Annotated in this window: 14 protein-coding genes; 4 read left to right on the top strand and 10 right to left on the bottom strand. The window is 72.1% G+C overall.

Translation table 11 applies throughout. The features are described from left to right. Positions 1-104 precede the first annotated feature (104 nt). From JS756_RS21395 to JS756_RS21385, 3 genes are all read left to right on the top strand, one after another. On the top strand, positions 105-2252 hold the full coding sequence (locus JS756_RS21395; RefSeq protein WP_205384759.1) for a hypothetical protein: 2148 nt from the start codon (positions 105-107) through the stop codon (positions 2250-2252). Continuing rightward, positions 2252-3838, top strand: coding sequence for a type 1 periplasmic-binding domain-containing protein (locus JS756_RS21390; protein WP_205384758.1), 1587 nt, complete (start codon positions 2252-2254; stop codon positions 3836-3838). The genes JS756_RS21395 and JS756_RS21390 overlap by 1 nt, the downstream gene beginning before the upstream one ends. A gap of 73 nt (positions 3839-3911) precedes the next feature. After that, positions 3912-4352, top strand: coding sequence for a hypothetical protein (locus JS756_RS21385; protein ID WP_438817336.1), 441 nt, complete (start codon positions 3912-3914; stop codon positions 4350-4352). A 201-nt stretch (positions 4353-4553) separates the two neighbouring features. Here the strand turns inward: JS756_RS21385 and JS756_RS21380 are convergent, their stop codons facing one another. The 8 genes from JS756_RS21380 to hemL form a co-directional block, all read right to left on the bottom strand. Further along, on the bottom strand, positions 4554-5021 hold the full coding sequence (locus JS756_RS21380; RefSeq protein WP_205384757.1) for an SRPBCC domain-containing protein: 468 nt from the start codon (positions 5019-5021) through the stop codon (positions 4554-4556). 313 nt (positions 5022-5334) lie between these two features. Beyond that, entirely contained in the window at positions 5335-6423 is a 1089-nt protein-coding gene (gene ccsB, locus JS756_RS21375; RefSeq protein WP_205384756.1) for a c-type cytochrome biogenesis protein CcsB, read from the bottom strand. Continuing rightward, on the bottom strand, positions 6420-8114 hold the full coding sequence (gene resB / locus JS756_RS21370; RefSeq protein WP_205384755.1) for a cytochrome c biogenesis protein ResB: 1695 nt from the start codon (positions 8112-8114) through the stop codon (positions 6420-6422). Before resB ends, ccsB begins: the two co-directional genes overlap by 4 nt. Before the next feature lie 3 nt (positions 8115-8117). Then, positions 8118-8888, bottom strand: a complete 771-nt coding sequence (locus JS756_RS21365; RefSeq protein WP_205384754.1) for a cytochrome c biogenesis CcdA family protein — start codon at positions 8886-8888, stop codon at positions 8118-8120. Between the two features lies 1 nt (position 8889). Continuing rightward, positions 8890-9519: a TlpA family protein disulfide reductase gene (locus tag JS756_RS21360; protein ID WP_205384753.1), complete on the bottom strand. Its 630-nt coding sequence runs from the start codon at positions 9517-9519 to the stop codon at positions 8890-8892. A 66-nt stretch (positions 9520-9585) separates the two neighbouring features. After that, entirely contained in the window at positions 9586-10893 is a 1308-nt protein-coding gene (locus JS756_RS21355; RefSeq protein WP_205384752.1) for a polysaccharide deacetylase family protein, read from the bottom strand. 190 nt (positions 10894-11083) lie between these two features. Next, positions 11084-11779, bottom strand: a complete 696-nt coding sequence (locus JS756_RS21350; RefSeq protein ID WP_205384751.1) for a histidine phosphatase family protein — start codon at positions 11777-11779, stop codon at positions 11084-11086. Continuing rightward, positions 11776-13122 carry a glutamate-1-semialdehyde 2,1-aminomutase gene (gene hemL / locus JS756_RS21345; protein WP_205384750.1) on the bottom strand — a complete coding sequence of 449 codons (1347 nt, stop codon included), beginning with the start codon at positions 13120-13122 and terminating at the stop codon, positions 11776-11778. The genes JS756_RS21350 and hemL overlap by 4 nt, the downstream gene beginning before the upstream one ends. A gap of 384 nt (positions 13123-13506) precedes the next feature. Between hemL and JS756_RS21340 the strand changes: the two genes are divergently transcribed. After that, positions 13507-14178, top strand: a complete 672-nt coding sequence (locus JS756_RS21340) for a hypothetical protein (RefSeq protein ID WP_205384749.1) — start codon at positions 13507-13509, stop codon at positions 14176-14178. 239 nt (positions 14179-14417) lie between these two features. On the opposite strand, the gene JS756_RS21335 is transcribed toward JS756_RS21340, so the two are convergent. Both JS756_RS21335 and JS756_RS21330 read right to left on the bottom strand, forming a co-directional pair. Beyond that, on the bottom strand, positions 14418-15266 hold the full coding sequence (locus JS756_RS21335) for a DMT family transporter (RefSeq protein ID WP_205384748.1): 849 nt from the start codon (positions 15264-15266) through the stop codon (positions 14418-14420). Positions 15267-15400: 134 nt separating this feature from the next. Next, entirely contained in the window at positions 15401-18100 is a 2700-nt protein-coding gene (locus JS756_RS21330) for an HAD-IC family P-type ATPase (protein WP_307790870.1), read from the bottom strand. Between the last annotated feature and the right edge of the window lie 29 nt (positions 18101-18129).

Here is an 18129-nt window from a genome sequence, read left to right as displayed (position 1 = left end):
CGGTCATGTTCGTAAGCCGGTGGGCATCACGCGACCTAGTCCGAATCAACTCCCCCTCTTTACTCTGAGGTTGGGCAGGATGGCCGCATCAGGGGGGAGACGCGGTGAGCAGTCGTTTGCATGGACGCGGGGCGCTGTTCGACGCCGAGCCGGCGGGGCTCGTGCCACGGCTGGTGGGCGTGCGGCCGCACGAGCTGCGGGCCGTGGAACCCCAGGAGTGCGCGAGCCAGGAGGAGTTGCCGCTCCTGGTGCTCTCCGGCGGGCGCGGGATGGGCAAGACCGCGGTCCTTCAGGAAACGTTCAGCGCCTACCAGGTCACCCGCCCGGGCAGGCAGCTGCGGCACACCCCGCTGGCCCTGATCGACTGTGAGCAGGAGGCGTTCGCCCGGCCCCGCCCCGAGCAGGCCCCCGAGGCGTGGTCGCCCGTGTCGCAGGCGCTGCTGATGCTGGCCGAGCAGCTCGGAGAGCGGGTCAAGCACGCCGGGGAGGTCGTCTTCCCGAGGCTGATGGCGGGGCTCGTGGCGGTGGCCGCCTCCGGCTGGCGGGACGCGGACGCCGAGCGCATCCGGCGGGAGCTGAGCCGGATCCTGCTGCTCAACGAGGGCGGGGCGGGCATCACCGGGCTGGCCGGCCGGTGGGCGGGGCGCGTGGTGTCCAAGGTGATCGCGGCGACCAGCGGGCAGGCCCCGTTCGTGGCGGCGGCGATCGAGGCGACCCTGGAGTCGGTGACCGAGGGCTTCGCCGGGCGCCGCCGGCAGAAGTCCTCGACCTGGTACCGGACCTATCCGAACGCGGGCGGCAACGCCCAGCGCGGACTGATCCTGCTGTCCCAGCACTTCCGGGCCGGCTCGCCGTCCCGGGAGCACGCCGAACGTCGGCTGGTGCGGGCCCTGCTCGCCGACCTCACCGAGGCGTACACGGGGCTCGGGTCGCGGCTGCGGCGGCTGGGCCGGCCGCTGATCCTGCTCGACAACGCGCACACCGGCCCGGGGCCCGGGCTGATGGAGGCGGTGCTGCGGGACCGGGCGGAAGGTTTCGCCGACGAGGTGGCGTTCGTCGTCGCCGTCCGCGGACCCGATCATCCGGTACTGCACGGCGCGCCCCGGCTGGAGCTGGCGGAGGTGGCCCGGCGCACCGACTGGCGGCCGGACACCTCGCCCGCGTCACGCGCCCTGGTCGTCCCGCTGCCAAGGCTGTCCGCCGACGACACCCTGCACATCGTCGGAGCGGTGTGCGAGACCGCCGGAACCCCGGCCGAACTCCCGCGCGCCACGCACCGGCTGACGGGCGGCAACCCCCTGGGCATCGACCTGCTCGCCGAGGCGGCCCGGCAGCACCCGCAGCGGGCGGACTCGCTGGGCCGGCTGCTCGTCACGCCGCTCGCCGGCGAGCGGGGCCCCGGCGAGGCGCGGCCCGTCTACAGCGCGTTGCTGGAGAAGCTGGTGCCCGGCGACCGCCTGGAGGAGCTGACCGTGCTGGCCGCGGCGCACGACCTGGAGTCGGCCGTCGCGTTGGCCGACGCCCGGTTGCCGGCCGACTTCGGCTCCGCGGGCGTCCGCACTCTCCAGGCGCGGCTGGCGGCCGAGGGGCTGCCGTCGGTGCCCGGGCACTTCGCGGGTGACCCGTTCGTGCGCACCCTGCTGCTGCTCCGCCTGCACGACGGGCAGGACGGGCACGGCAAGTGGCGCGAGGTGCACGAGACGCTGATCGCGCACTACTCACCCGACGGCGACGCCGACAGCCCCGGCGACCCCGCGCAGGCCCGCCACCGGCTCCACCACGAGCTGTGCCTCGGCGACACCTCGGGGGCGGTGGCGCATCTGCGGGACACCTTCTCCACGCTGGACGCGCGGATCTGGCTGGACACGCTGTGCTTCCTGGCCGCCGCACCGTACTTCCACGCGCACGACGAGGACGGCCGGGACTTCGACCGGCCGGACGACCGGCGCGCGGCGACCGCCCTGGACCACGCGGGCACCCGGCAGCCCGCGCCCGAGGGCACGGACCCCGTGCTGCACCAGCGGGTGCGGCGGCTGCTGCACGCCGCGTGGCAGCTGTCGGACCCGCTGGTGCTGCCGGACGAGCGGGTGTGCGAACGGATGCGGTTCGAGCTGCTGCAACTGTGCGACCTGCGCGAGGAGGGCGGCGCGCTGCTGTGGCAGGCGGCCCAGGAGTGGCCGCGGGACGCACGGGCCGGACGGCCGCTGCGGACGCCGAAGGACGAGACGGACGACCCGGACGGGGAGGCGTGATGGCATCCGGAGGAAGGACCCGCGCGGCAGCCTGGCTGCGGGAGGTCTGGGAGATACGCCTGTACCGCTACCTGGCCCTGCTGGCGGTGGGAGCCCTCGCGGTGGGCCTGTACTTCGCCGCGGTCGCCCTCCTGCACGACGACCGCGCGTGCGCGCCCGGCGTCTCGCGGCCCGAGGGCAGCTCGGACTGCGTCGGTGTGACGAGTACCGCGTACGACTTCGGCCGCAAGGAGCTCCGGGACACGGCGCGGGCCATCGACCGGGAGAACCGGGGCCTGGAGAAGGGCAGTTACGTCACGGTCGCGCTGATGTTGCCGTACACCGCCACCACACCGTCGACGCTGCGCGACGTCCAGCACGAGCTCCAGGGCGCCTACCTGGCTCAGTGGCGGGCCAACCACGGCTCCAACGGCGAGAAGCCGCTCATCCGGCTGGTGCTCGCCAACCCGGGAGCGACCGGCGACCACTGGGAGCGGGTGGTCGACCGGCTGGAGGGGATGACGAAGGGCGACGACCGGCTGCGGGCGGTCTCCGGGATCGGCATGAGCACCGAGAACAACCGGCTGGCGGTGGCCGAGCTGACCCGGCGCGGCATCCCGGTCGTCGGCTCCTCGATCACCGCGGACAACCTGGCCAACGGCCAGGACGGCGAGGACCCCTTCCCCGGCCTGGCCCGCGTCTCCCCCACCAACACCGACGAGGCCCGGGCCCTGGCCTCCTTCGCGAAGGTGAGCGCGGGCAGGGCGTTGCTGGTGTACGACAAGCCGGGCGACCCCTACACGCGCACGCTGCAGCAGTCGTTCGCCGCGCTGATCGAGGGCTCGCCGTACGAGCCGCAGCCGTTCACGCCGCCCGACGACCGCACCCGGGAGGGGACGACGGCGGGCACGTTCCGGCAGATCACCTACCTGGTGTGCAACACCGCGCCGCAGACCGACACCATCCTCTTCGCCGGCCGCCACACCCAGCTGCGGCAGTTCGTCAACGCGCTGGGCGCACGGGGCTGCCAGGGGCGGAGGTTCACCGTGCTGACCGGGGACGAGGGCTCCTACCTCAGCGGCGACAGACAACTGGACGCCGGCGCCCTGGAACACAATCTGTCGGTGCGCTACACCGCCCTCGCCCACCCCGACGCCTGGACCCACAGCCCGCCGGCGACGGGCGGCTCGGCGCACGACGCCGAGGAGCTGACCGACCTGCTGGTGAAGGCCCGGCGCGCCCCGGTCGGGCCGATCGGGGACGTCGTCCTGGACGACGGCCAGCTGATCATCGGCTACGACGCGATGCGGCTCGCCGTGCACGGCATCCGCGAGGCCACGCCCGAGGGGAGGACGGACCCGCCTCTCGCGGACGTCGGCCTCCAGTGGCCCCAGGTCAAGGGCCGGCAACTGCGGGTGGACGGAGCGAGCGGCTGGATCTGCCTCAACGCGCACGGCAACCCGTACGACAAAGCCGTGCCCATCGTCGAACTCTCCCCCGGCGGCGGTTCCCGATTCGTGAGAATCGCCTGGCCGGAGGGAAAGCCGCCGAGTGAGGAGTGTCTGACCCCTCCGCCTGCGGACCGGGGTGCGGCGCATTCGCCTTGACGCTCAAACTCCCGTTCGATTACGTTCCTGGTCGACCATTCCATCGACCATTCTCAACATTTCATCGAAACGGGTGGGGATGAACATCTCGCTGCACAAGAGGTCCGCGAAGGCCCTGGGGACCGTCGTCGCCACGGCGGGGCTGCTCCTGGGTGCCGGCGCCGGCACCGCCGCCGCAGGACCGTCGGGCGTCACCTTCAAGGCGGGCTCGATGCAGAGCGACGGCTCGCGCTCGATCTCCGTCCACCGCAACGGCCACTACGTCGGAAAGGGCTGGTGGAAGGCGAACGGGGACACCCTGTACGCCACCGACTCCTACGCGGACGGGTACGGTGTCTCCGCCTACCTGGGCACCGCCCCCGTCCGCGTGGCCGACACGCTGGGGCACCACTCCCCGTACACGAAGTCCGTGGGCGGGAACCTGCGCGAGGACCGGCGCTACACCTTCTGGGTCTGCATCGGGAACAACAAGGCCGGCCTGACGTGCTCCGACATCTACACGGTCACATCCTGACGGAGAACGAGCGCCCGTGAATTCCTGACCACGCATTCACGAGAATGCGTCCGGGGCGCGCATCCGGGGACATGCATGCAGGGACGGCATTCATCGGCGCGCGTCCGGGGCGTGCATTTTCGGCAGTGATTCCCGTGCCGGGAGTTCGGCGTGGGAACACCGGACCACGGCTCACCGGTCGCGGATCTCGGCCGGAGTGGATCACACGGGTCCCGGCCCGGATGTTCCACCCCGGCCGTTTCCGGGGCGGGGCCCGTCCTCGGTGCCCGTACCCGCGCCCAGCCGCGCGATGAACGTCTCGAACCGGGCCCGCCAGGACTGCTCCGTCTCCGCCTCGCCCTGGAACTCGTGCGTGAACCGCAGCACCGTGCCGTTCGGCTCGTCGCGCTCCAGGTGGAAGCGGATCCGACCGCCCCCCTCCACGGTGTACTCGGCGACCCGGTCCACGTCCCAGGCGGTGACCGTCCCGGCCCCCAGACCGCGCAGCGCGACGATCCCGCCGAGCCGCGGCTCCAGGACATCGACCTCGGTGAACCAGCCCGCCAGCCCCTCCGGCGTACTCAGCGCCGGCCAGACCGTCTCCGTGGGCCGGGAGAGCCGCACCAGCAGGTGCAGGATGCGGGTGTTCCCGTGGGTCTGGCTGGTGCCCTGTTCTATGGCTCCGGTCATGACACCAGCCTGACCCCGGCCCGGCGATTCCGCACCCCTTGCCGCCGCTGACCTGCCCCGTAGGGCGCGGCGCGGTCGGGAGGGCGATGCCCTGTGCCGCGACCGGGAAGGTTCACCGGCTCGCGAGGGAGCTTCCCGGTCGCGGCACCGGTGCCGCGGCAGGCGACGTTCGCCCGTCGAGGAGCGGCGCCCGGTGCGTGCTCCCGGTGTGCCGGCCGGAAGCCCTCGTACCGGGATGTACTCGGGCTTTCGTCCGGTGCGGCGAGAGTGCGTGCCGGGCGCCGCGACGGGGCGAACGTCGCCTGCCGCGGCACTAGACCCCGGCGTACGAGTGCTTGCCGGAGACGAAGATGTTGACGCCGTAGTAGTTGAACAGCCAGCAGCCGAAGGCGATCAGGGCCAGGTAGGCCGCCTTGCGGCCCTTCCAGCCTGCCGTGGCGCGCGCGTGCAGGTAGCCGGCGTAGGCGACCCAGGTGATGAAGGACCAGGTCTCCTTCGGGTCCCAGCCCCAGTAGCGGCCCCAGGCGTCGCCCGCCCAGATGGCGCCCGCGATGATCGTGAAGGTCCACAGCGGGAAGACGGCCGCGTTGACGCGGTACGCGAACTTGTCCAGGGAGGCCGCGGCGGGCAGCCGGTCCAGGACGGAGTCGGCGAAGGTGCCGGGCTTGCCGCCGCCGGCCAGCTTGTTCTCGTACGCGTCCTTGAAGAGGTAGAGGATCGTGGCGACCGCGCCGACGTAGAAGACCGCGCCGCACAGGATCGCCGTCGAGACGTGGATGTACAGCCAGTACGAGTGCAGGGCCGGGACCAGCTGGTCGCTCGCCGTGTACAGGACGGTGACGGCGAGACCGAGGTCGAGCAGGACCGTGGTGGTCAGGAACAGGCCGAGCCAGCGCACGTTCTTCCTCAGCGCCAGCAGCACCAGGTACACGCCGACGGCGACCGTGGAGAAGGTGATGTTGAACTCGTACATGTTGCCCCACGGCGCCCGCTGCACGGACGCCGCGCGGGCGACCACGCCCGCCAGCTCCACCAGGAAGGCCAGCACGGTGAGCGAGATCGCGATGCGGCCGTAGAGGTCGCCCTGCTCGTCACCGCCGTGCGCACCGGGACCGTCGGGCACGTCCCGCGCGCCGGCCGCGGACCGCACGACCACCTCGGGCCGCTCCAGCACGGCGGTACCGCCCGCCTTCTTCACGGTGACGGCGGGCGCCCCCGCCGTCCTGCGTGCCTCCGGCCGGTCGGTGAGCGCCGCGGCCGTACGGCCCACCTTGCTGCGGCTGCCGAACAGCCACTCGGCGATGTAGGCGAAGAAGGCCAGGGTGTAGACGGCCATCGAGGAGTAGATCAGCACATTGCTGATGCTCGCGAGGTGTTCGTTGGTGGCGGCGGCGACAGTCACTGCTGCTCAGCCCCTTCGGCAGGTACGGAGACATCTGAGGGGTCGTCGTCGGGCTCGGCAACGCCCGGCGCCTGGTCGTAGAGGGTCCCGGCGAGCTCACCCAGCTCCTCGGGCACCTTGGCGGACTCACTCCGGCCGAGGCCGGCCATCTCGACGACCGTGACACCGTCGTCGCCCCGGACCGCGCGCACCCAGACGCGGCGGCGCTGGATGAACAGGGAACCGGCGAGACCGAAGATCGCGCCGAGGGCGCCGACCAGTGCCCAGCCGCTGCCGGGCTGCTGCGTGATCTGGAAGTTCGCCCACTCCTTGGTGCCCTCGTACGTCACCGAGCCGGCGCCGTCCGGGAGCTCCATGGTCTGTCCGGGCCTGAGGTTCTTCCTCAACTGCCGGCCCTTGTCGTCCTCGAAGCCCTTCATGTGCGACTTGTCGAGCTTGTACACGCTCTGCGGGATGCCCGAGTCGACGCCCAGGTCGCCGTGGTAGGGCTCCAGGTTCAGCACCGGGTTCAGCAGGGCCGGGAAGGAGGAGGACACCTCGTTGCCCGCCACGTACGTCGGCAGCAGGAAGGCCTTGATGCCGAGCTGGTCGGTGGCGCCCTGAGCGTCCCGGTAGCCGTCGAGGACCTTGATCACGCCGGACGAGGTGACGTTGGAGTCCAGCGGCAGCAGTGGGACCGGGCCGCTGAAGACGACGTCGCCCTTCCCGTCGCGGACGGTCACCACGGGCGCGTAGCCGTGGGCGGTCAGGTAGACCTTCGAGTCGCCGATCTCCAGGGGGTGGTTGACCCGGACGACGGTCTTGCGGTCCTTGCCGTAGGCGCCCTCCGCGTAGGTGAGCGCGGCCTCGAAGGTGCGCGCGGTGCCCTTGTTGGGGCCGGAGGTCTCGTACGTGCCGGTGAACTCGTCCAGGGTGAAGCTGAACGGCGTCAGATCATCGGTGGTGAAGAGGTTGCCGGACTTGAAGTCGTCGTAGTCGATCAGGGTGTCGGAGAAGCCGTTGCCCTCGACGAGGAGCTTGTTGCCCTCGGACTTGAACAGCTGCCCCCAGGCGAACGCCACCAGCATCACGATGAGGGCCATGTGGAAGGCGAGGTTGCCGACCTCGCGCAGATAGCCCTTCTCCGCGGCGACGGCGTCACCGGCGAGGTGCGCGCGGAACCGCTTCCGCTTCAGCAGCGCGAGCGCCGCCTCGCGCACCTCCTCGGGCTCGGCCCCGGTGCGCCAGGTGGTGTACGCGGGCAGCCGGGTCAGCCGCTTCGGCGCGCCCGGCGGGCGACCGCGCAGCTGGCCGACGAACTGCCAGGTGCGGGGGACGATACAGCCGATGAGGGAGACGAACAGCAGGATGTAGATCGCGGAGAACCACACCGAGCTGTAGACGTGGAACAGGCCGAGCCTGTCGTAGGCCGGCGAGAGGGTGGGGTGGTCCTTGCGGAACTCGGCGACCTTGGTGATGTCGGTACCGGTCTGCGGGATGAGCGAACCGGGGATGGCCGCGAGCGCCAGCAGCAGCAGGAGCAGCAGGGCCACCCGCATCGAGGTCAGTTGCCGCCAGAACCAGCGGAGCCAGCCGATGACGCCGAGGGTCGGGCCCCCCGGGGAGGACTCCTCGGGGACGGTGGACAACTGGGAACCGGCCTCGCCGAGCTCCTGGTCCCGGGGCCCGTCGGGCGCGGTGGTCTTGCTCATGGATCAGATCCCCACAGTGAATCCGCCGGACCAGGACTGGAGGTCCTGGACGAGGATGTTCCAGACACCGGTCAGCAGCAGCAGACCGGTGACGATCATCATCGAGCCACCGATCCGCATCACCCACACGTAGTGGCGCTTGACCCAGCCGAAGGCGCCGAGCGCCTTGCGGAAGGCGACCGCGGCGAGCACGAACGGCACACCGAGGCCGAGGCAGTAGGCGACGGTCAGTATGGCACCGCGGCCCGCGCTCGACTGCTGCGAGGAGAGCGCGAGGACGGAGGCGAGGGTCGGTCCGATGCACGGCGTCCAGCCGATGCCGAAGAGCGCGCCGAGCACGGGCGCCCCGATCAGTCCGGCCACGGGCCTGCGGTGGAAGCGGAACTCGCGCTGGGTCATCCAGGGCATCAGCCCCATGAAGAACACGCCCATGAGGATCATGAGCACGCCCAGCACCTTGGACAGCACGCCCTGCTCCGCCTTGAGCGTCGCCCCGAAGTAGCCGAACAGGGCGCCGGTGGAGACGAAGACGGCGGTGAAGCCGAGCACGAACAGGGAGGCCCCGGCGACCATCCGCCCGCGCCGGGCCTCGGCGAGGTCGGTGCCGGTGACCCCGGTCACGTACGACAGATAGCCCGGGACGAGCGGCAGCACGCAGGGGGAGAAGAAGGAGACGAGGCCGCCGAGGACCGCGATGGGCAGGGCGACCAGCAGGGCGCCGTTGAGCACCGTGCCGTTGTAGACGTCCGAGGCGAGCGGGATGAGCGCGCTCACGTCACTTCTCCGCGAGGACGGGAGCGATCATGGACCGCAGCTTCTCCTCGCTCAGCGCGGCCAGGGAGCGGGCGGCGATCCTGCCGTCCCGGTCGAGGACCAGTGTGGAGGGGATCGCCTGCGGGTTGAGCGTGCCCTTCTTGAAACGGAGCATCAACTTGCTGCTCGGGTCGTACAGGCTCGGGTAGCTGACGCCGAACTGCTTCTCGAAGGCGAGGGCACTACGGACCTGGGGGTCGGCGACGTTGATGCCGACGAACTGCACGCCCTGGGACTTGAGGTCGGAGTAGACCTTCTCGAAGTTGGGGGCCTCGGCGCGGCAGGGCGCGCACCAGGAGCCCCACACGTTCAGGACGACGACCTTGCCCTTGAAGGAGGAGACGGCGATCTGCCGGTCGTCGATGGTCCTGCCGGACAGGTCGGGGGCCGGGTCGCGCTTGCCCTTGGCGACGGTGGAGATGCCGTCCTCGCCCATGATGAACTTCGTGTCACCGCCTCCGCCGGAGACCCCTCCGGAGCCGCAGGCGGACACGAGGAGCGCCGCGACGGCGGCACCGGCGGTCGTCAGGGCGGCTCGGCGCGTGCGGATCCAGGGGGTCGGGCGCAGGGGGGCGCGACTGGCGGCACTCATGTGAAAAGTTTCGCATGTCCGATCCGGGGATCTTGCGCACCCCCCTTGCGGGGGGAAACCCGCATTTCAGGCGGCGTTCTGGCCCTCCGAGCCGGAGTCCTGCCCGGTGGTCTGCGCACCCCCCAGGAACGCCTTCCAGCCGCCGGTCGGCTGCTGCCCCACCTCCAGGGTGCGCAGTTTCGCCAGTACCTGCGGACGCTGCACGTCCAGCCAGTCGGCGAACTGGCGGAAGGAGACCAGCCGTACGTCGGCGCCCTTCTCCTTCTCGCGCGCCATACGGGTGAGGGCGTCCTCGACGGCGTCCATGTAGATGCCGCCGTTCCACTGCTCGAAGTGGTTGCCGATGAAGAGGGGCGCCCGGTTCGTCCGGTATGCCCGCTCGAATCCCCCGACGTACGAGCGGGCCGCCTGCCGCCGCCACCCCGGGTAGTTGTGGGCGGGGGCCTTGGTCGAGTTGATCGACTGGTTGGCGAGGATGTTGTAGTCCATCGAGAGGACCTCGAACCGGTGGCCCGGGAAAGGTATCTGCTGCAACGGCAGGTCCCATATGCCCTGCTTCTTCGCCGGCCACACCTGACGACCGCCGGGCGAGGAGGCGTCGTAGCGCCAGCCCAGCTCGCGCGCGGTGGGCAGCAGGTTGTCCTGGCCGAGCAGGCAGGGGGTCCGGCCGCCGACGAGTTCCTTGTCGTAGTCGAAGGGCAGCGAGGGCAGATCCGTCCAGCCCGTGTTCGTGCGCCACTGCTTCACGAAGGACTTGGCCTGGTCGATCTCGCTGCGCCACTGCCGGGGCGTCCAGTGCGCGACCGAGCCGTGGCTCTCGCCGCAGAAGTGGCCGTTGAAGTGGGTGCCGATCTCGTGGCCCTCCAGCCAGGCGCGGCGGACGTTCTTCAGCGTGGCCTTGATGTGCTCGTCGGTCAGGTAGCCGATGGCGGAGGCGCCGCGGGGGTTGTTGGGCGGGTCGTACAGCCGCTTCTTCGCCTCGGGCAGCAGATACAGGCCGGAGAGGAAGAAGGTCATGCTCGCGCCGTGCCGGCGGGCGAGGTCGAGGAAGCGCGGGAAGAGCCCGTTGCCGACCTCCCCCGCCCCGTCCCAGGAGAAGACGACGAACTGGGGCGGCTCCTGGCCCGGCTCCAGTGGCTCGGGTGCGTGGGGCTGGTGCGGCTGCTTCCCCGTGAACGACGTGGAGCCGTCGCCGATGGGGCGCGCGGCAGCGGGGCTCCCGGAGGGTTTCGCGCCGGCGTCGCCGGATCCGGAACCGCCGGCCCCGCCCCCGCCGTCCGACGAAGTGGAGCCGCCGAGGCAGCCGGTGAGTCCCGCAGCGGCGGCGGCTCCCGCGCCCAGGCCGAGTAGTCCCCTTCGGGAGAACGTGCGCATGTGATCCCCGATTCGTCGCGTCCATGGGTGTCACACAGGGAGAGGGCGCGACGAACGGGGAGGTTCCGATCGATCACCTGACTTTCATACGAATCCCGCAACGAATGTCACGAAACCGTCTCGCGGTGCCGGCCCGCCGCACGGCCGGCGAGGGCTGCCCCGCGCCGGCCCGGAGGGCGTGGGGCGCGCCCTACGCGCCGAAGGCCTTGTCCTTGCCCTTCACCGGCTTGGCACCGGCGAGGAGATGGGCCGGGACGAGATCGCGGGCGGGCTCGGTGTAGCCGACCGAAACGATCCTGTCGCCGCGGTAGGTGAAGGTCGTCAGCGAGGCGAGGGTGCACTGCCGCTTGCGCGGGTCGTGCCACAGCCGGCGCCGCTCGACGTACGACCGCACGATCCAGATCGGCAGCTGATGGCTGACGAGCACCGCTTCGTGCCCGCGCGCCGCGTCCTTCGCCGCGTCCAGCGCCCCCTTCATCCGCACCACCTGGTCGACGTACGGCTCGCCCCAGGACGGCTTGAACGGGTTGACCAGGTGCTTCCAGTTCTCCGGCCGGCGCAGCGCCCCGTCGCCGACGCCGAACGTCTTTCCCTGGAAGACGTTGCCGGCCTCGATGAGCCGCCCGTCGGTGGCCACGTCCAGCCCGTGCGCGGCGGCGATCGGCGCCGCCGTCTCCTGCGCCCGCTCCAGCGGGGAGGCACACACGTGGGTGACGTCGCGGGAGGAGAGGTGGTCGGCGACCCGGTCCGCCATCTTCCGGCCCAGCTCGGACAGGTGGTAGCCGGGCAGCCGGCCGTACAGGACACCATCCGGGTTGGCGACCTCGCCGTGCCGCATCAGGTGGACGACGGTGATGTCGCCGCTGTTCGAGGACGTCGTGCTCATGCTGCCGTGGCCTCCGCCGCCGCTCGGGCCGCCGCCGGAAGGGCGTCGGCGATCCGCTGGATGGCCCGTTCGTCGTGGGCCGCGGACACGAACCAGGACTCGAAGGACGACGGCGGCAGGTAGACGCCGTTCGCCAGCAGCGAGTGGAAGAACGCCGTGTACCGGAAGGACTCCTGGGCCTTGGCGTCCTCGTAGTCGCGCACCTCGCGGTCCGTGAAGAACACCGAGAACATGTTGGAGGCGGTCTGCAGCCGGTGCGCGACGCCCTCCTTGGTGAGCGCCTCCGTGACCAGGGACCGGATCTGCGCGGAGACGGCGTCGACGGTGTCGTACGCCGCGTCGTCCAGCAGCCGCAGCTGGGCGAGCCCGGCGGCGGTGGCGACCGGGTTCCCGGAGAGGGTCCCGGCCTGGTAGACGGGCCCGGCCGGCGCGAGGTGGGCCATCACGTCGGCGCGACCGCCGAAGGCCGCGGCCGGGAAGCCGCCGCCCATGACCTTGCCGAAGGTCATCAGGTCCGGTTTCACCCCGTCGACGCCGTACCAGCCCGCCCGGCTGGTACGGAAGCCGGTCATGACCTCGTCGGAGATGTACAGCGCGCCGTTCTTGTGGCAGGCGTCCCGCAGCCCCTGGTTGAAGCCGGGCAGCGGCGGGACGACGCCCATGTTGCCGGGCGAGGCCTCGGTGATGACGCAGGCGATCTCGCCGGGGTGCCGGTGGAACGCCTCGTGCACGGCCTCCAGGTCGTTGTACGGCAGCACGATGGTGTCGCCGGCCTGGGCACCGGTGACACCGGGGGTGTCGGGCAGCGCGAACGTGGCCACGCCGCTGCCCGCGGCGGCGAGGAGCGAGTCCACGTGCCCGTGGTAGCAGCCGGCGAACTTGACCACCTTGGGGCGACGGGTGAAGCCGCGCGCGAGCCGGATCGCGGACATGGTCGCCTCGGTGCCGCTGCTGACGAGCCGTACCTGCTCCACCGGCTCCACCCGGGCGACGATCTCCTCGGCGAGCGCGACCTCGCCCTCACCGGGCGTACCGAAGGACGTGCCGCGGGAGACGGCCTCGTGGACGGCGGCGAGGACCTCGGGGTGGGAGTGGCCGAGGATCATGGGTCCCCAGGAGCACACCAGGTCGACGTACTCGCGCCCGTCGGCATCGGTCAGGTACGGTCCGCTGCCGGACACCATGAACCGGGGCGTGCCGCCCACGGCGCGGAAGGCGCGCACCGGCGAGTTCACACCGCCCGGCGTGACGGCGGATGCGCGGTCGAACAGCGCCTGCGAGGCGGGCGCTTCGTAGGGGTAGGGCGCCGGTGAGGGCGCTCCCGAGGAGGGCGTTTCGCTCATGACCTGCGACTTCTCCGACCTTCTCCGACTTGCTCGGACTCCGGTTGCTGGGTGACCTCCTCAGGGTAGGCCAGGGGCGCTCACGCGCCGCGGGCGCTGCCCGGTGGCCGCACACCCCGGGCCACCGGTGACAACGCGCGGGGACAACTGGCGATCAAGCTCCGAGGACGACCGGTGATCTGCGAAACTGAGTGGCGATACACACAGCCTTGAACACACGGCCCGCGTGGGACGTGATGGTCAGGGACTGGGCAGGTCCTGCGATCCTGTGGACAGATGGTTCACCGCACGTTTCGGCGGGCGGCCGCGGGGGAGGTCACTGACACGATGATCGGGTTGCGCGGCGGGGGCCACGCGTCCTAGAAAAAGCAGTCGGGTGGAGATATGCATCGCGGTGGCGGACTGGGCGAGGGGACTGACGACCTGGGTCCTCGACGTGCCCGGCGGGGAAGGCACCGACGCGACGCGGAGGGAACAGCCGAAGCAGATCAGGAACAGGGCGCAGTGAGTGAGCCCGAGCCGTCGGACCGGTTCGACCGGCGTTTCGATCATCAGGTCGACCGCCGGAGCGACCGCCGGAGCGATCGGCTCCGGACAGGGAGCAGAGATGGTGGTCGGGTGGGGGTGACGTACAAGTACTTCGGTGCGCCCGACGGCGCGACCGCGGCCCGCGTCCCGATCTCGATGCGCCCTGAGGAACTCGGCGGCGACGAGCTCGGCATGAACGGCATGTTCACCAAGATCAAGCCCGAGACGATGGCCGCCATGGTGCTGACCGGCATCGAGGGCGTCCCGCTGCACAAGGTGCCGCCTCTGGAACTGGTCGTCCTGCACCCCGACTACGCCGTGGTGAAGCTCCCCATGACGGTCGTGGACCCCCTCCGCGACATCGGCGAGGAGGCGGTGGGCGCGGCGGCGTTCATCTGGTCGACGGTCCCGGACCGCGGCGGCCCGCGCGACGCGTTCAACGTGTACCAGCTCCTGCACGAGTGGCAGGACTTCAGCCACCGGCTGCACGAAGCGGGGCATCAGCCGTATTGCCTGGTCTGGCCCTGAGCAGGGGTTTCGCGGGTTCGGGCGGGGCTTACGGCCTCCGCCCGCTTCGGGTCGCGGTCGCCGCGGCCCGTCCCGGGCGGGCATCGGCCGCAGGGCCGTGCGCGTGACGCGGCGGTGCCCCGGGCGACCGGGGCCGGGCCGGGCGGGTGAGGACGCGATGAGCGCGCTCGGCGGGCGCCCGGGGTCGGGTGTGTGCCGGTGCGGGGCTCCTCGGCCACGGGTGACGGGTGGGCCCGCGCTCAGGTGCGCACCAGCGGGGACCTGTCCAGGATGACGATGCCGGTCACGGCCAGGACCGCGCCGAGGACCTGGACGGCGAGGTGTCCCGACGAGGCCAGGCGTTCGTGGAAGACGGCGGCCCCGATCAGGACGGCGCCGATCGGCTCGATCGTGTCGATGAGGGGGAGGCTGACCGCCAGGGACCCGGCCTGGAACGAGCTCTGCGCCAGCAGCAGGCCCGCTCCCCCGGCCACGAGCAGCGCGTACGGCTCCCAGTGCGCCAGGGCGTGCAGGCCCCGATCGCGGAAGAGGTCCGCCGCACTCTTCGTCAGCGCGTCCAGCAGGGCGAAGAGCAGCCCGGCTGCCGCCGCGTACACGCCCGCGCGGACCCGGCCGAAGGCCCGCAGGCCGACCGGCACCAGCACGGAGACGCAGACCGCGACGACCACCAGAAGGGGCAGCCAGTCCCCGGGACCGGGCTGCCGCTCCCCCTCCGCGTAGGGCAGCACCACCAGGAACGCGGCCACTCCGCCGGCGGTGCACACGCCACCCGTCACCTCCCGCCCGGTGAGGCGCCGGTGCCGGCGCCGGGCGATGAGCGGCAGGGCGAAGAGGAGGTCCGCCGACGCCAGGGGCAGGACGAGGACCAGCGGGCCGAAGGCGAGCGCCGCGCCCTGGACGACGAAGGAGACCGCCGACAGGGCGATGCCGGCCAGCCACCGGGGCCGGCGGGCCAGCGCACGGATCAGGCCGGGCCGCAGGGACTCCTCCTCCGGCACGGCCGCGGCGGCCTCCTGCTGGAGCACGGCGGCCACGGCGAAGCAGCAGGCGGCCAGGAGCGCTGCCGGCACGGCGAGGGCGAGGGCCATGATCACAGGATGCTCGCCGGGCGGAGCGGCCGCACACCGGTAACGGACGGCCTGCGCCGGACCCCGGACCACCGCGGGAGCGGCGCCGCTCCCGATGTGCGCCGGGCACCACGGACGGGCGGGGCCGGGGCCGGCTACCCCGGCGGGCGGCGCAGGCGCTTGTCCGCGGCCACGACGAGGGCGGTGAGCACGGCGATGCCGAGGATGCGCAGCCAGGCGCCGCCGGAGATCGGGGTCGTGTGGAAGAGGTGGTTCAGGGTCGGGAGGTAGGTGAGGGCGAGTTGTCCGGCCGCCTGGGTGAGGACACCGCCGGTGATCCACGGGTTGGTGAACAGGCCGAGGCGCCAGGCCGAGCGGCTCAGGGAGCGGCAGCTGAAGAGGTAGAACGCCTCGACCGTGACGAACAGGTTCACCGCCGCGGTGCGTGCTTCGGGCAGGCTCGCGCCCATGCCGCGCTCCCAGGTGAACAGCCACCAGGAGCCCGCGACGAGCAGGGCCGAGACGAGCAGGACGCGCACCGCGAGAGCGCCGGTGAGCAGGGGGCGGGCCGGGTCGCGGGGCGGCCGGTTCATGATGCCGGCCTCTTTGGGTTCGAAGGCCAGCATGAGGCCGAGGGCGACGGCGGTGGTCATGTTGATCCACAGGATCTGGGTGGGCAGGATCGGCAGGGTGCTGCCCAGCAGGACGGCCACCAGGATGACCAGCCCCTCGCCCATGTTGGTCGGCAGGGTCCACACGATGAACTTGGTGAGGTTGTCGAAGACGCCCCGGCCCTCCTCGACGGCGGCCTCGATGGTGGCGAAGTCGTCGTCGGTGAGGACCATGTCGGCGGCGTCCTTGGCCACCTCGGTGCCGCCGCGCCCCATGGCGACGCCGATGTCGGCCTGGCGCAGGGCCGGGGCGTCGTTGACGCCGTCGCCGGTCATGGCGACCACCTGCCCGACGTCCTGGAGGGCGCGCACCAGTCCGAGTTTCTGTTCGGGCGAGACGCGGGCGAGGACGCGGGCCCGGTCGACCGCGCCCGGGTACTCCCCGGCGGGCAGAGCCGTCAGATCCGCGCCGGTGAGCACCTGCCGCTCGTCCGTGTCCCCCGGGTCGAGCAGTCCGACGCTCTCCGCGACGGCGGACGCGGTCGCAGCATGGTCCCCGGTGATCATCTTGACGGTGACACCGGCGGTGCGGCAGGCGCTGACCGCGGCGCCGGCGGCGGCGCGCGGAGGGTCCAGCATGGCCTGGAGTCCGGTGAGCACCAGCGTGCCCGACAGGTCCTCCTCGCCGAGAGCGCCGGCCTTCGCTGGGGCGGGTGGCCGCATGGCCGTGGCCAGGACCCTGAGGCCGCGCGCGGCCAGGCGCTCGGCGGCGGCCGCCACCGCCGCGGGGTCGAGCGCCCGGAGGCTGCCGTCGGCGGCCATCTGACGCCGGCACAGGGCGGTGAGCCGTTCGACCGAGCCCTTGGCCAGCACCAGGTGGTCGCCGGTGCTGCCGTCACGGTGCAGGGTCGCCATGTACTGCCGCTCGGAGCTGAAGGGGATCGTGTCGATGCGGGGGTGACGCTCGGCCACCTCGTCGGCGGGCAGTCCGCCCTTCGCCGCCGCGACGAGCATCGCCCCCTCGGTGGGGTCGCCCAGCAGTTCCCAGCGGCCGTCCTTGGCGGTGAGGACGGCGTCGTTGCACCCGGCGCCGGCCAGCAGGCACCACCGCAGGGCCCGGTTCGCCTCGACGGCGGCGGCGGAGCCGTCAGGGCCCAGCACGGCGCCCTCGGGCGCATACCCGGAGCCCGTCACCTCGCAGGAGGCATCGGGTGTCCACACCGTACGCACCGTCATCTGGTTCTCGGTCAGTGTTCCGGTCTTGTCCGAGCAGATGACCGTGGTGCTGCCCAGCGTCTCCACGGCGGGGAGCCTGCGGATCACCGCGCGCCGCCGGGCCATCCGGGCCACACCGATGGCCAGGGTGATGGTGACCGCGGCGGGCAGGCCCTCCGGGATCGCGCCGACCGCCAGGGCGACCGCGGCGGTGAAGGTCGGCACCGCGTCCTGCCCGCGGGCCAGACCGATCGCGAACGTCAGCGCGGCCAGGGCCAGGATCGCCACCGTCAGGATCCGGCTGAAGGCGGCGAGTTTGGCGGTCAGCGGAGTCGCCACGGTCTCGGCGGCCCCCACCAGGCGGTGGATGGCGCCCAGTTCGGTCTCGGCGCCGGTCGCGACGGCGATCCCGGTCCCCCGCCCGCCGGTCACCAGGGTCCCGGAGTGCAGCATGTTCCGGCGGTCGGCGACCGGGGTCCGCGGGTGCAGCACGACCTCGTCCTTGGCCACGGGGACGGACTCGCCCGTCAGCGCCGACTCGTCCACGCGCAGGTCGTCGGCCCCGACCAGGCGGATGTCGGCGGGCACCCGGTCACCCGCCTCCACCCGCACCAGGTCCCCGGGGACCAGGTCGGCCGAGGGCGTCCGCCGTTCGCGGCCCGCGCGCACCACGGTCGCCGTGGTGCGCACCATCTCCCGCAGGCCCTCCAGCGCCGTCTCCGCCTTCGACTCCTGTACCAGCCCGACGAGCGCGTTCACCAGCACCACGCCGAAGATCACCGCTGAGTCGACATGGGCCCCCAGGGCGGCGGTGACGGCGCCCGCGGCCAGCAGGACGTAGATCAGCGGATGGTGGAACTGGCGCAGGATCCGCCACAGCAGGCCCCCGCCGGCCGCCGGGGGAAGCACGTTGGGCCCGAACCGCTGGAGCCGCCGGGCGGCCTCGTCGGTGCCCAGCCCGGCACGGGCGTCGGTCTCCAGCAGCAGCACCACCTCACGCGCCACCAGCGCGTGATGCGCGTTCGCCACCGGCGGAGAGGCCTGCCCGGGTGCGCCGG

The sequence above is a fragment of the Streptomyces actuosus genome (assembly GCF_016921115.1).
GTDB lineage: Bacteria > Actinomycetota > Actinomycetes > Streptomycetales > Streptomycetaceae > Streptomyces > Streptomyces actuosus_A.
This window is presented reverse-complemented; position numbering and strand designations above follow the sequence as displayed.

Bases quoted from the DNA above. Each gene is read 5' to 3' on its own strand.
- JS756_RS21390 (WP_205384758.1), top strand. From the start codon at position 2,252: ATGGCATCCGGAGGAAGGACCCGCGCGGCAGCCTGGCTGCGGGAGGTC.
- JS756_RS21380 (WP_205384757.1), bottom strand. From the start codon at position 5,021: ATGACCGGAGCCATAGAACAGGGCACCAGCCAGACCCACGGGAACACC.
- resB (WP_205384755.1), bottom strand. From the start codon at position 8,114: ATGAGCAAGACCACCGCGCCCGACGGGCCCCGGGACCAGGAGCTCGGC.
- JS756_RS21360 (WP_205384753.1), bottom strand. From the start codon at position 9,519: ATGAGTGCCGCCAGTCGCGCCCCCCTGCGCCCGACCCCCTGGATCCGC.
- JS756_RS21355 (WP_205384752.1), bottom strand. From the start codon at position 10,893: ATGCGCACGTTCTCCCGAAGGGGACTACTCGGCCTGGGCGCGGGAGCC.
- JS756_RS21350 (WP_205384751.1), bottom strand. From the start codon at position 11,779: ATGAGCACGACGTCCTCGAACAGCGGCGACATCACCGTCGTCCACCTG.
- hemL (WP_205384750.1), bottom strand. From the start codon at position 13,122: ATGAGCGAAACGCCCTCCTCGGGAGCGCCCTCACCGGCGCCCTACCCC.
- JS756_RS21340 (WP_205384749.1), top strand. From the start codon at position 13,507: ATGCATCGCGGTGGCGGACTGGGCGAGGGGACTGACGACCTGGGTCCT.
- JS756_RS21335 (WP_205384748.1), bottom strand. From the start codon at position 15,266: ATGGCCCTCGCCCTCGCCGTGCCGGCAGCGCTCCTGGCCGCCTGCTGC.